The organism is Lederbergia sp. NSJ-179, assembly GCF_022867885.1.
Lineage (GTDB): Bacteria > Bacillota > Bacilli > Bacillales > Bacillaceae_C > Lederbergia.
The window spans coordinates 90,229-104,132 of the sequence record NZ_JALIFP010000014.1 but is presented as its reverse complement, the minus strand read 5'-3'; the positions used below and the strand labels follow the sequence as shown (position 1 = coordinate 104,132).

At 37.6% G+C, this 13,904-nt stretch carries 12 protein-coding genes and 1 pseudogene; 11 read left to right on the top strand and 2 right to left on the bottom strand.

Going from position 1 to position 13,904, the window contains the following annotated elements; translation table 11 throughout:
• Positions 1–146 precede the first annotated feature (146 nt).
• A pseudogene (locus MUB24_RS12410) lies at positions 147–1,094 on the top strand (hypothetical protein); the annotation flags it as partial.
• 248 nt (positions 1,095–1,342) lie between these two features.
• On the opposite strand, the gene MUB24_RS12405 reads toward MUB24_RS12410, so the two are convergent.
• Positions 1,343–1,561, bottom strand: a complete 219-nt coding sequence (locus MUB24_RS12405) for a helix-turn-helix domain-containing protein (RefSeq protein WP_244704477.1) — start codon at positions 1,559–1,561, stop codon at positions 1,343–1,345.
• 538 nt (positions 1,562–2,099) lie between these two features.
• Between MUB24_RS12405 and MUB24_RS12400 the strand changes: the two genes are divergently transcribed.
• The 6 genes from MUB24_RS12400 (at position 2,100) to MUB24_RS12375 (ending at position 8,048) form a co-directional block, all read left to right on the top strand.
• Positions 2,100–3,728, top strand: a complete 1,629-nt coding sequence (locus MUB24_RS12400; protein ID WP_244704476.1) for an extracellular solute-binding protein — start codon at positions 2,100–2,102, stop codon at positions 3,726–3,728.
• Positions 3,729–3,856: 128 nt separating this feature from the next.
• A complete protein-coding gene (locus MUB24_RS12395) occupies positions 3,857–4,786 on the top strand; it encodes an ABC transporter permease (RefSeq protein ID WP_244704489.1) in 930 nt (309 codons plus the stop codon).
• An 11-nt stretch (positions 4,787–4,797) separates the two neighbouring features.
• Positions 4,798–5,691, top strand: a complete 894-nt coding sequence (locus MUB24_RS12390) for a carbohydrate ABC transporter permease (protein ID WP_244704474.1) — start codon at positions 4,798–4,800, stop codon at positions 5,689–5,691.
• 30 nt (positions 5,692–5,721) lie between these two features.
• Positions 5,722–6,489 carry a Cof-type HAD-IIB family hydrolase gene (locus MUB24_RS12385; protein WP_244704472.1) on the top strand — a complete coding sequence of 256 codons (768 nt, stop codon included), beginning with the start codon at positions 5,722–5,724 and terminating at the stop codon, positions 6,487–6,489.
• 120 nt (positions 6,490–6,609) lie between these two features.
• Positions 6,610–6,987 (top strand): hypothetical protein, encoded by a 378-nt coding sequence (locus tag MUB24_RS12380; RefSeq protein ID WP_244704470.1) that lies wholly within the window; start codon positions 6,610–6,612, stop codon positions 6,985–6,987.
• Positions 6,975–8,048, top strand: coding sequence for a pyruvate kinase (locus MUB24_RS12375; RefSeq protein WP_244704468.1), 1,074 nt, complete (start codon positions 6,975–6,977; stop codon positions 8,046–8,048). Before MUB24_RS12380 ends, MUB24_RS12375 begins: the two co-directional genes overlap by 13 nt.
• Before the next feature lie 311 nt (positions 8,049–8,359).
• Here MUB24_RS12375 and MUB24_RS12370 read toward each other — a convergent pair whose 3' ends face one another.
• Positions 8,360–9,472, bottom strand: a complete 1,113-nt coding sequence (locus MUB24_RS12370; protein WP_244704466.1) for a hypothetical protein — start codon at positions 9,470–9,472, stop codon at positions 8,360–8,362.
• Positions 9,473–10,041: 569 nt separating this feature from the next.
• Between MUB24_RS12370 and MUB24_RS12365 the strand changes: the two genes are divergently transcribed.
• The 4 genes from MUB24_RS12365 to MUB24_RS12345 all read left to right on the top strand — a co-directional run bounded on the left by MUB24_RS12365 (position 10,042) and on the right by MUB24_RS12345 (position 13,564).
• A complete protein-coding gene (locus tag MUB24_RS12365; RefSeq protein ID WP_244704464.1) occupies positions 10,042–11,214 on the top strand; it encodes a ParM/StbA family protein in 1,173 nt (390 codons plus the stop codon).
• Positions 11,215–11,229: 15 nt separating this feature from the next.
• Positions 11,230–11,841 carry a hypothetical protein gene (locus MUB24_RS12360; RefSeq protein WP_244704462.1) on the top strand — a complete coding sequence of 204 codons (612 nt, stop codon included), beginning with the start codon at positions 11,230–11,232 and terminating at the stop codon, positions 11,839–11,841.
• 444 nt (positions 11,842–12,285) lie between these two features.
• On the top strand, positions 12,286–13,074 hold the full coding sequence (locus MUB24_RS12350; RefSeq protein WP_396426751.1) for a MerR family transcriptional regulator: 789 nt from the start codon (positions 12,286–12,288) through the stop codon (positions 13,072–13,074).
• On the top strand, positions 13,058–13,564 hold the full coding sequence (locus MUB24_RS12345; protein ID WP_244704460.1) for a DUF6516 family protein: 507 nt from the start codon (positions 13,058–13,060) through the stop codon (positions 13,562–13,564). Before MUB24_RS12350 ends, MUB24_RS12345 begins: the two co-directional genes overlap by 17 nt.
• Positions 13,565–13,904: the final 340 nt, after the last annotated feature.

The window sequence follows — 13,904 nt, the reverse complement described above, 5'->3', positions numbered from 1 at the left end:
AGGATGGCTCACAAACAAAAATTAATGGTGGGTAATCCAACCTCGTAAGCCATGCAAATCCTTCTGGCTGTAACATAGTAGAAGATCCACGTTCTACCCCACCTTAAAAATTAAAAATCCGTGTCTTGACAATGGGGTCCACTTTAGGGTATTGGAAGGAGTTTCTTACTGAGATAAACAAAGTATTGCAACATGATGGATACGAAATCTATCCTGCAGAAAAAATATCTAACCGTGATATATATAGTTGGAAACTATACCAATTAGAAAATGAGATATTTATTCCTTTTTCTCAAAGGAATAAAAAAGCAATAAAACAGAAACAAATAGTGTTTAAGATTAAACGAGAAACAAGAAACCAAATTTACCAAATTTTTGAAAGATATGACTACGAAGATGGAAAAATAAGCGAAACAGGTTGGCAGTATTATGTTTTAGTAAGTGAAGAAGTTCTTCAAGATATAAAGAGGTTTTATACACCTAAGTGCTTCAATAAAGAAAATCAATATGTTGAAACTAACGTTCTTAAAAATTTTATTTTGTCCACTTCGCCTTATTGTGTGATAGATGCGATAGAGTTTTTTGATAAATACTGCAATAGTGATTTTACAATAGAGATTAATGCAATATTTAATCTGAATGATATTTCTTTGAAGTTAAATAACGGAAAAGTTGAAAGTATTGTAGATAGTCATTTAACAAAAAGCTCATTGGCTTCGATTGGTGAGGCAGGACTCAAAGAACTGCTGCAGGAAGCTAATGGATATTATGAAAAAGGGAATTTAAAAATTGCTGTTGAAAAACTCTGGGATGCATTTGAAAGACTAAAAACATATTATGCTCCAACATTAGATAAGAAAAAATCAGTAGGTAGAATTATTGATGATATGAGTGGTAACAAGGAACCTTTTATTAAAATGTTTGATAAAGAATTTCAAGAGCTTACAGCGATTGGAAATAACTTTAGAATCCGTCATCATGGAACTACAAGAGTTGATATTGAGGATGGTAGACATTACGATTATTTTTATAAACGCTGCCTTTCTTTAATCACGACCGCCATTCGATATTTGGATAATGGTGGGGTGCTTTGATACATTAAAAAGGACAATCCCTAGCTATTACAGTGGGAATGTCCTCTTTTTATATAAATCATTGCCTTTAGATTGTTATGGTGAACCGCATCAAAAGTAATTAGGAAAGTGTATCGCTCGTCAACAATGATGTACAATTGAAATAAAGTCCTTACATTGTGGAGATATTCCATATTTGATAACCGGAGAAATTAAACCAGTAAGAATCAATGCACCCGCCATTGATTCTTACTGGTTTTTACTCTCCTCTATTCCTCATCCACCAAATCAATAATTTCCCTTATATCTGTAATATCCAAGGCTACAGCTATTTTTTCGAGGTGTTGGAAGTTTATGTTTTGCCGTTTGTGATTGGATAGTTCGCTAAGCGTAGCGTGCCTTATATCGGTTAAGCGTGAGAGTTCCCGTAAGGAAATATCCCGCTCTTTTAACAACTTTTTTATTTTTACGACAACTTTTTTATTCATAATTCACCTTAATTAGGAAAAAGTGGTTGACTATACTGAAAATTTACCATATACTCATGGTGAATGTGGTACGCATGTACGTACCAATAGAGAAATGATGGTAAAGAAGAACTATCAATAAGAAGTGTGCACAATTATTATTTCAGTGTTTGTTTATGTAGAAGGGAGGGGGACAACGAGGAATTAGGAAAAGAGGAATCAAATTTTCACAGTAGTTCATTATATCGCACCAAGAAAGAGGAAAGGAAATATTTCATTCTCTTATTTTATTTTTCCAAATACGAGTAAAACTATGCGTTAAGTTACATTTTATTTAAATGAAAAGGATCAGAATGAGTTTTAATGTAGTGAAGGTAGGCTGGGCAGGTTGGGAGAAGTTTTAAAAATGGATATGTAATCGGGTACATCGGGAGTTACTATCAAGTGTAAACAAATTGTGGAAGGTTTATTGATCTACTAAAGATTTCCTGAGATATAACAATTTAATAGGATCAGTAATAATCATGCATTGTTAAAACAAATACAGGGAGGTCAAACAATGAAGCTCAAAAAAATCCAAGCGATAGCTGTTTTATTATCTTTTTTGTTGCTTCTATCTGCATGTAATAAGCAAAAAACGGAAGTGGCCGGAAATGAAATAAAAGATCTGTCCTTAGACATTTTAACGGAATCAGGGCTGCCAATTGTGGAGGAACCTATTACGTTAAACATGTTTGTAAAGAGAAGGCCGGCTGCAGCGGATGATTGGAATGATGTGTTGGTATTTAATAAGTATGAAGAGTTAAGCAATATTGAGGTTAAGTGGGAAATGACACCTCAGGATGGCTTGGAGGAAAAGCGAAATTTGTTGTTATCTTCAGGTGGCAAATTACCTGATGCTCTTCATTCTGCTGAAATTCCCAATATCGACATTCTCAAATATGGAGAGCAAGGGACATTTATTCGTTTGAACGATTTAATAGAAGAGCATGCGCCTAATCTAACAAAACTATTTGAAGAGAATCCAGAGATTAAGAAGGGGCTTACTTTTCCAGATGGCAATATTTATTCGTTTCCTTTAATAGCATCCGAAGATTTTACTTCCTATCGGATGGGGGCACGGCCGTGGTTTAAGAGAGAGTGGCTGGACGCTTTAGATATGAAGGTTCCAGAAACATTGGATGAATTTTATCAATATTTAAAAGCTGTCAAAGAAACAGACCTACTTGGGGATGGTTCAAATAGGGAGGTGCCCTTTGGTGCGAATAGTATGGATCATTTAGTCAATTGGTTGAAAGGGTCGTTTGGTTTGGGGAATCGCGGGACAGCTCATCCCTATATTGATATGGATCCCAAGGAAGAGAAATTAAGATTTATTCCTACTTCACCAGAGTATAAGGAAATGCTTGAGTATATAAACAAGCTATATAGCGAAAATTTAATCGAGGAAAATATTTTCACCATTGAACATAATAATTATCTTGCGAACGGATCCGAGGGTTTGTATGGGAGTACCATTTATTGGAGTACCGAAAGTGCATTTGGAGTGGGAGAAGATGACTATGATAGTGGTATCGCTTTAAAAGGACCAAATGGTAATCAACTATATTCCAATGTATATCCCACACTATCGGGGATTCAAGGTTTTGTGATTACGAAGGATAATCAATATCCAGCCGCAACGGTTAGATGGGTTGACCATTTTTTTAGCGACGAAGGAGCAAAGTTATATTATTTAGGGGTGGAAGGCGAAACGTATGAGCAAACTCCGGATGGTGGGTATAAATTTTTGGATGAAATCACCGATAACCCAGACGGTTTGACGATGTCCCAAGCCATTTCAAAATACTTAACGTATCCAAATGGTGGAGCACCCGGCATTATTAAAAAGGAATTTTTTCAAGGAACGGAAAATTTACCAGCACTTATCGAAGCAGCGGATAAAAATGAACCATTCCTGATTCAAGAAACATGGCCAGCCTTTACTTTTTCAAGTGAAGAGAGTAAAAAGATGGCCTCTTTAGCAGCTGATATTGAAAAATATGTAGAGGAAATGAGAGACAAATTTATTTCAGGGAGTGTGTCGTTTTCAGAATGGGATAAATATGTGAAAACCATCGAGGATATGAGATTGAGCGAATATATGGACATTCAGGAGGAAGCGTACAAAAGATATAAAAATAATTGAATCATGACATCCTTACTCTCAGTCTATCATTCTACCATAAACCTATACGGATAGCCTTCCGTTGTCCGTATAGGATCGATTTAGGAGGTCATAGCGTGCGGACAAAACAAGCTGGTTCAATCAAGTCGTTGAAGGTGATTCCGACCCCAGGACGTATATTAAGTGTAAAAAAGCGATTTGTGAAAAGTTGGCAGCTCTATATTTTATTATTACCGGCCATTCTTTATTTCACCATATTTCACTATGTTCCAATGTACGGTGTGCAAATCGCTTTTAAAGATTATATTGCTACACTCGGCATTACCGGAAGTCCATGGGTTGGTTTTGACCATTTTATCCGCTTCTATCATTCGTACTACTTTTGGAGGATATTAAAAAATACATTTGCGATTAGTTTCTATCAATTGGCCTTGTTTCCATTGCCTATTTTATTTGCTCTTTCATTGAATGAACTTAAGAATGGTGCATTTAAAAAATGGACACAAACCTTAACATATGCACCCCATTTTATATCAGTCGTTGTCGTCGTTGGCATGCTGATTGCGTTTTTAGACCCTATTAGTGGACTAGTCAACAATGTCATTGTCAAATTAGGTGGGGAAGCCATTCCATTTTTGACTAGTCCAGGTTGGTTTAGACATATCTATGTTTGGTCCGGAGAATGGCAATCATTAGGATGGGGGACGATTATTTACTTGGCTGCATTAGCGGGAGTGAACCCAGAACTGCATGAATCCGCCAGTATAGATGGAGCAACAAGAATACAAAGAATCTTATATGTTAATATTCCATCGATCTTGCCAGCTATTGTTGTCTTGTTTATTCTGAACATCGGTAAATTCATGTCGATTGGCTTCGAGAAAGTGTTACTGATGCAGAACTCGTTAAACTCGGAGACATCAGACATTATTCAAACATTTGTATATGAGACAGGCATTATTGGTGGAGAATACGATTTTTCAGCTGCGATTGGATTATTTGATTCTGTGATTAATATCATTTTGTTGATAACTGTTAACTATTTAGCTAAAAAAACAAGTGAAAATAGCTTGTGGTAAGAGGTGACATAATGGCTACCAGAGGTCTTTCTGATAAAACATTCGATCTATTAAATAAACTTGTAGTCCTGTTCGTAACCATCATCATTATTTATCCCTTAGTTTTTGCTATTAGTGCGTCTATAAGTGATCCTGCTGCGGTCAGTACAGGAAAAATGTGGTTATGGCCAGTTGATATCACGTTTAAAGGATTTCAAGTGATTTTTGAAAACGATGCCATCTGGCTTGGATATCGAAACACCATTCTCTATACAGTACTTGGAACACTATTGCATCTGATTATATTGCTTCCTTGTGCCTATGCATTATCCAGAAAGGAAGTCATGGGGAAAAAGTTAATCCTGTGGTTTGTTTTATTTACAATGTTATTCAACGGCGGCTTAATCCCGACTTATTTAGTTGTAAAATCACTCGGAATGGTGGACACAATCTGGGCCATTGTCGTACCAGGGGTTGTAGGAGCATGGTCAATTCTAGTTGCTAGAACATTCTTTGAGCAAAATGTACCGGATCAACTCGTTGAAGCCTCTAGAATGGACGGGGCCTCAGATTTTTACACTTTTTTCAAAATTGTCCTGCCTCTTTCTGCACCTATCATTGCAGTTATGGCGCTATTTCATGGAGTTAGCTTGTGGAATCAATATTTTACAGCGTTAATCTACCTGACAGACACTAATTTATTTCCATTGCAACTAATCTTGCGGGAAATATTAATTATCCACGAAGTCGATACGGCCGCGGGAGGCGGAGCCGCTCTAGGGGATTCTTTAGTCGAACAAGTTAAAACCGCAGCACTTGTTAAGTATGCAGTGATTATTGTTGCGGCATTGCCATTATTAATTGTGTACCCTTTTTTACAGAGGTATTTTGTGCAGGGAGTTTTGATTGGCTCCATTAAGGAGTAATAACAACAATGATGAAATAGGAGTTGGAAAATGAGAAAAGCAGTGTTTTTTGATATTGATGGAACATTACTTGGACGTGATGGGCAACTTCCAGAATCAACAAAAAGGGCGATTGCAGCATTAAATCACAACGGCATCTTCACGGCCATCGCAACTGGTAGAGGCCCCCATACGATCCAACCTTTATTAAAAGAGTTAAATATGAATTCATATGTCAGTTTCAATGGGCAATATGTTGTATGTTTGAACAAGGTCATATCTAAACATTATTTAGACTCTCGGCATTTAAAAAGATTATCAGCGGCAGTAGAAAAACATCATCACGAAATCATCTATTTAAATGAATCGGCTTTAAATATGGAGCAACAAACCCATGAAAACTTTGCAGCTTGGAAAAAGGCACACATGGAAAATAGTCCAAAAAGTTTCTCGGATATCTATCAAGCCATCATATTCATAAAAGATGATGAGGATTACTACCTGAAAGACTTTCATGATCATTACTCTTTCGTCCGTTGGAGTAAAGAAGCTGTGGACGTTATACCTGCAGGCAGATCGAAGGCAGAAGGGATAAAAGCAATGGTCCGAAAGCTTAAAATAGACATGAAAGATGTATATACCTTTGGGGACGGGGTGAATGATATCGAAATGCTACAACAAGCCGGTATCGGCATTGCAATGGGCAATGCCCAGAACGAAGTTAAAAAACACGCCGACTTTGTGACTGCGGATGTCGACGATGATGGAATTGTCCGGGGATTACAGGAAGTGGGGCTGTTATCTGGTGAAATAAAATAGAAGAGGGGAATGCACCGCAGCCATCCAGCGTGTCACGTTGTCTATTGTATGGTGTTGCCCCATTCTTCTTCAGTACCCTTTTAAAGGGGAAAGTATAAATTAAAGGATGGGGTGATCCATATGGATAAAGGTAAAATTACACAACAGCTGATTCAATTACGGGAAGAAATGGACAATTTTTTATTGAACCTTTCTGAAGCCCAACATATCAACATGGCGGATGCGAGCAAACAAAATTTATGTGCATTTTTGGCGCTACAGAAATTCAAAAGCCCGGCACTCCATTCGTATTTGGTGGAAGAGGGATTTTCATCTATACAAATGATGAGTCCTCATGTTTTATATTCATTGGATAAAATAATCAGCCATTTATCCCTTAAGGAGCGGCGGGATGAACATTATATTGATAGAAAGAATGCCATATATTTAAAAGAACAGCGAAATCAAGAGTTGTTAGGGAAATCAGTAAGAATTCCGTTTCCATTATGGTCACATTAGATAAAACAATGTTAGAAACACCAGAGATTTTTAAAGAATTATTAAGAGCCGGAATGACAATTGCTCGAATAAACTTAGCTCGTGATTATTCAATATGGAAAACTCTAGTGGAAAACATTCATGCTGCAGAAAAGGAAATGGGGATTGAAAGACAAAATAGAGAATGCAAGATATACATAGATCTTCCCGGCCCTAAAGTTCGTGTGAATGACTTTCGGGAAAAACAAGTAACAATCAAGGTAAAAAAAGGCGATATAATACGAATTTATAAATTTGATAACTATCTTGGAGGGCCGAAAAGTAAAAAGGGAGAACCAGCGTCTATAGGAGTTACACTACCAAAAGCTTTAAGAAATGTTAGAACAAAAGACAAGGTTTATTATGATGATGGAAAAATCTGCGGAGTTGTCGTAGAAGTGAATGACAAATATTTGGATGTAAAGATTGTCCTTACTCGACATAAAGTCGAATATATGAAACCTCATAAAGGGATTAATTTCCCAGATTCATTGGCTTGCTTCAATGTTCCAGTCGTTACAGAGACAGATATTCAAATGCTATCTGAGGTTATCTCTTTTGTCGATATAGTTGGAATTTCCTTCATTCATTCTCCCAATGACATTCGAATTGTGAAGGGATATTTAGAGCAATATACGGAGAGGAAAATTGGAATCATTGCAAAGATAGAAACTAAGCATGCACTTTTATCCTTATCTAATATTATTCTTGAAGGTCTTAATTTGGATTTGTTTGGAGTAATGATTGCTAGAGGAGATTTGGCCATTGAAACTGGTTATAAACAGTTGGTAAAAGCTCAGGAGGGGATCTTGGAAATGTGTCGGGCCGCCCATGTTCCCGTTGTTTGGGCAACAGGAATTCTTAATGATATGAATAAGAAAGGTATTCCATTGAGGACAGAATTAACAGATGCCTTTATGGGATTAAGGGCGGATTGTATTATGTTGAATAAAGGCCCCTATATTTCAAAATCTCTGGAATTTCTTCAAGAGTTTTATCAAATCAATAAAGGTCCATTGCTGGAATTTAGAAATTCCACATAACTTTAGTAAGAAAGTGGTTAGGACTGTGTCTCAGGTATATGACTGATGGGTGAGAGGTATATTGAACAGCAGCAGAAAGTATCCATTATGTTACCTATTATTAATAGGAATTACGAAACCGCCGTCAATTAAATCCAAAGAAATGATAAGGGGAAATGGCATTGTTTGAAAAGTTAAACGGACGGTTGGTGAAGGTGAAAATCAACAACATGAAGGAAGGAAATGGAAAGATTAAATAGTTGGCAATAAAAGGAGCTGGCCACTTCCTTCTATTGCCTTATAGCTTAAGATTCATTTCGAACTGGAACGATTTACTGATAATTAATAATCGCCGGGTTAGGATCAAGCTTCAAGACATCTTCAGGGCTTAACACGGGCTCATCTTTTTTATAAAAGATTTTAAATCCGCCGTATTGGACCGCTTCATTTCGCACGAACTTGCGATAAAGCGACATTTTTGTATTGGCGTCACCCCAACCGTCATAGTTTAAGGCGACTTCTACGTTTTTAGTTGGTTGGATGGCTTCTTTGTTTGTTAATGCATCGTCCACGAACTGATGAACGAGGACAATTTTATCTGGCAATTCATTTTCCTCTACCATTTCTGTGAGGTAGTCCACCGCTTCTTGTACTTCAGCGCCGTCCACTTGGCCAAGATCGATACCAGGTGTTTGTCCTTCTTTTACATGGAATTCGGTATCGATGGCGAGGTGGACATAAGGGAGTTTCAACCATTTCTCGAGTAATTTCACTTGATTCATGACTGAGTCTGTTCCAAGTTGGACATCCAGCATCAGTAACGCATCGTTCTTTTTCGCAAGATCGGCATATTCGTCCATTTGCTCCGGTGAAGTCCTATGGTAGTACTTTCCTTCAGGGCCCGGATCTCGCTGGGCAACGGTAGAGATTAATTCAATCATGGGCACGGCGGGGCGGGATGGATCGGCATCTGAATATGCTTGTGTCTGTTCTTTTAACTTTTCCATTAATTGATCAGTCTCTATTTCCCCTAATATCCCCATATTGGTAGAATTCGGGTGTCCGTAATAGGCGACAAGTCTATGATTCTTTAAAGGCCCGTCTGTTTGATCCTCGGCATCTTTTACCAATGTTTCTCCCACCTCAACCATTCTCGTACGATCTTCTCCGTGGGCTTCCGCTTGAGGCATCTGTTCCAATTCCTCTTCAGATAACGTATCTTTAAGAGGGGTGGCATCTTCTGCCGGTTCCATTGGTTTGTAAGGTTGAGGGGGGTTCTCTCCTTCCGTTTCTTCCTTTTTATCACTCTTATCTGCTGCACCGTTTTCCTGTACCGGTTTTTCATCATTTCCTTCGCTTTCTTTGTTAGCAGTGGTGCTATCCGAACAAGCAATTAGGAAAAAGGTGAGGAGCACGCCAGAGAATAGCAAGGCTAACTTTTTCATGTTGTTCACTTCCTTATGTATGGGTTTCTCTCTATCTATTACCTTAGATGTATTCCCTAAGTTTAATAAATTTAACAAGTATGGATAAATTTAACACGACGGTATGTAGATTACAACCTTCAGATAATAGAGCCAATTGTTATGAGCTTTCCTGCACGCTCCTTCTCCAATTTTAATACCATCTGTTTATTAAGTTTCTTCACCTCCACATGCTGTAAAACCAGAAGCGTCTGGTATAGAGGTCGAATAAGTTTGGGGTGTTAATCTCCGACTAAACTAAATGATAGCTATCTTGCTGGTAAGTATACATGTTTACGAATTGGTTTACGTGTATACAAATGCGTGTACATCCCGAAAATACAGCATGTGTACATCTTTGTCATTTTTGTTTACACATACGTTTACAAAAGATGCTATGTTTACGGAATGTTTACAAGTTTACAGTTTTATTTTATTTAGTAACCATCATTGAGGAATTTCGTAATCTCATATAAACTTAAATGAAGTGGTATTAAATGGTATTCGTTTTACATAGTAAAAATCTATTAAGTGAAAAGGGATGATAATGAATGTCTATGTCGAGAATTGCGGCAGTTGATGTTGGGAATGATTCGGTTAAGTCTATTTTTGGGGAACTAGAGTATGAATTAAATATTCCTAACATAATTGCAAGGGATACAGAAGACCGTCCGGTAATTGGAATAGAGGATTTAGATAGCAAGGATCCGCTCGAGGGGATTCATTTAAAGGTGCATTCTCCAGCTCTAAAGGAAAATAACGCCGTTTATCGTATTGGTCATTTAGCGACAAAAAGTAGTAATGCTCAAGAGTTAGACCCAGGAAGTCGTAAATCAGAAGAAGATCAAACATTGGTCATGCTGCTTTCAACATTGGCACTGGATGCAGTAAGGGAAGAGAATGCAGCTGTTTTCCCTCGTGTGAAAAACGTTGTGGATGCGAACTATACGTTAGGAACGGGCCTCCCCCTCCGTGAAGTAAAAGAGGGCAAGGATGCTGGATACCGTTCGAAATTAACAGGATCTGTCCATCAAGTAGAGTTTCTCGTAACACCAAAGTATCAGGGACTTAAGGTGAATATTAAATTTAATGAGGTAAAGGTATATCCTGAGGGCTTTGCTGCCTTTATTAATCTTGTAATGGATAATAATCTTAAAGTCATTAACAAAGATTTAATCGATAAAAGAATTTTAATTCAAGATATTGGTGGCTTGTCTACAGATATTGCTGTCATAAGAAACAGGAATGTCGATGATGATAAGGCGCAAGGGTTTAATCTTGGGGTATCTGAATCACTAGAGGCGATAAGGGAAGAAATTAGATCCAAACATGGGGTGGAATTAGATAGCCGCCGTGATGTTGTGGATATTATAACCAGGAAAAATAACCGCAATCACATCCTAGTAAAAGGAAACCGGACAAGCGTTCATGATATTACAGACCGCATACTGCTAGAGTTAGCTAAAAAACAATATCGTTTATTACGCAATACATGGCTAAAAAACTCACAAACTGAAATTTGTTACTTTGTTGGTGGTGGGTCAATAGTATTAAAAGATTATCTAAAATCGTTAAATAACAATCTAGATGGATATAATATTGAATTCTTTGAAGATGAAAAAGAGAGTATTTGGATGATGGCAAACGCTTATTATAAGCTCATTACTGACTTTGCAAGGAAGACAGAGAAGAAAAAGGCACCTCAGGAAATGGTAAAAAAGTAGAATTAAGGTGATCCCATGAAAAAGTCTGTCTCAAATGAGGTGAAGAGAGGTCAAGCCATTTCATTTCGCGTACCCTCTGATACACCTGATCATTTATTAAAACACCTACAGAGGTTAAAGGAAACTGAACGAAGGAACTTTTCCAGCAAAATTGCTGAGTTTGTGATGCAAGGGGTCGGTCAGTCACTTTCAAGAGAAAAAGAAGTCCTTTCTATTCCCCTCCCCCATAAATTAACGAAAGCACAGCGAAATTGGCTAAAGCATGAGCATTCTGAAGCATTGCTTGGCAGCATTATTTACCAACTATTAAATGATCCAAACCGTGCTGCTTCCTTGCTGGCTTCGTTGAATAGTCATTCTTTGAACCTAGATGATGCTTTATATCTCCAAGAGGAAATGGCCATGGGTAAACTCAAGGCAGAGGAATTGAACGAGGAAACTCATTCACCCTCTTTAGAGAAAACAACTTCTCCAAATGAGTTCAATACGTTCGATGATGATTTAGATTCATTTCAGTTGGAAAGCGTAAGAGAAGATTACTCCGCAGAAATGAAGGAGAAAGAGGATCCATCTGACGATGATTTAGATAACCTGTTAGGAGATTTCCTTGCAGAAATGAATAAGTGAAACACAGTATTTCATCCATTAGGATTATTGGTATTGCTCTAGAAGCAAAACCGATAATCCTATTTTACTAGATCATGTATGGAATGTTACCAAAGAACTTCGTTGGCACTGATCGTGATGGTGCCACTCAGATCATTGTCAAGAACAACGCTACAAGCTTCGTCCAATTTGTTGAGGATATGAGTTAAAACCGTTTACTTACAGTTGTGAGCACAAACTAAGCGATCAAAGGGACGAACATTGGAGTATCTTGCTAGGATAGCGAGCACACTGGCCTACGTATTTTCCTCCCCTCCTCTGGATGGAAATTCTAAAAGGCATTCGTAGGACTCTTTTTGGTATAAATAGCAGAGGAGTTGATTATACTATTATGGATATGGGTAATTCATTAGTTAACGATATTGATTTTTCATAAATAAAAGAATAGAATGGAGGTAGGGAGAGGTGAAGACAATGAGTCTGGCAATGCTTGATCAATCAAAGGATGATATTCATGAAGCATATCAAACCAATAGTTTATCCAAAATTGGGAAGGAAACGCTGTATGTATTCGATCGAGTGGTTCACTTCATGTTGAGTGCTTTTAAGAATCGCCTCAAGGGAATTACCTTTGAAAACAGCGAATTTGAATTTGATGAAGCTTATCTTCGTTCTGAAAAAAATATGAAACATATGTTAAAGACCATGGAGCTTTTGGCAAAGTTGAAATCTCCAGTATCTGATTTGGAGTTTGGGAAATTAAAAGTAGATGTGGAGCGATGGCATTATCGCATGGGTGGAGAAGGGATGTACTTTGAATATCGAGAAGAGTACCTCATTACTCCAAAGGAAGCAGCAGAGTCTCTGGGTGTGTCTAACGTGACATTGAACAAATATATGAAGCAAGGACTGGATATGGTTGATACAACCTCCCATCGAAAAATACCGAAACATGCAATAGAACTGTGGAAAGATCCTGTATATGCCATTCGTATGCAGATGTTAGCGCAAGAGATAAAGCTTCGGAATCAGACACCGGAGGAACGTCTGAAAGAAGTGCTAGAGGAAATAACAGAATTACAAAAACAATATAAAGCGAAAAATGTTTGGGAAGTGTTGCATAAAAATAAAGTAATGGACATAGATGCTATGGATGATCCTTCTGATATGCGTAAATGGAAAGATCTAGAGGAAGAAAGAGAAGAATTGCTCGAAGAGTTGATTGGGGGTCCCGGGCTTGCCAAAGAGACTTGAATCAATCAGCTCTATTTTGCTTCAACCCGCTGATTTAGATGATATTTTGGATAACTATGGCGACATCTTAGAATCATATATAAACCTTCATGACAAAAATTCCATTTATGGTAACTATAAGCAAACAAAAACAAAATTAGATGTCTTATTTCCACTGAAAGAACATCCTGTACACGGAATTACTGGGTTACATGCTACGGAGAAGTATGATAGAGAGGGGTATGTTCGAGAGTATCATTATCAGTGGAAAAGAATCATGCCCAAAACAGGAATTATATTCAGTCATATTTCCGCTTGGGAGAATGAACCACATGATGCTCCTAACACGCCCGGTGAATATTTAGTAGAAACCGAACCACATCATCACCACCATGTACCGGGTGACAGAAAGAGAAGAAAAGAGAATTACGATGTCTTGACATTGGAAGCTGCATTTAAATTTGTATCCCCTTACATAAGGAGCGGAGAAGAATACAAACCATTAGAATAAGAACCTGTGCAAAAAATACCTTTGATAATCAATGTTTAAAAAACACAGTCAAATTTCTGTCTGTTTTTTAGTGCATCCGATATTACTTGTATTACCCAGCTTCGTATATTGACATGGAAATACTCTATGGCATAACTCAATTCATCCTAATTCATGAACTTAAAGAAGTATGTGGGGGAATATGACAATAACCAAGAAAAGAAGAGAAATAACGAATGGCGCCAGGTACATTCAGCCTGTGAGTCATTTTTACATGTCCTTCGTCATGCCTGGAGTATTTTGGTATTAGATATTAGCACACCTGTCCAAATTGTTAGGAATATAGCAACGTAGGTAAATG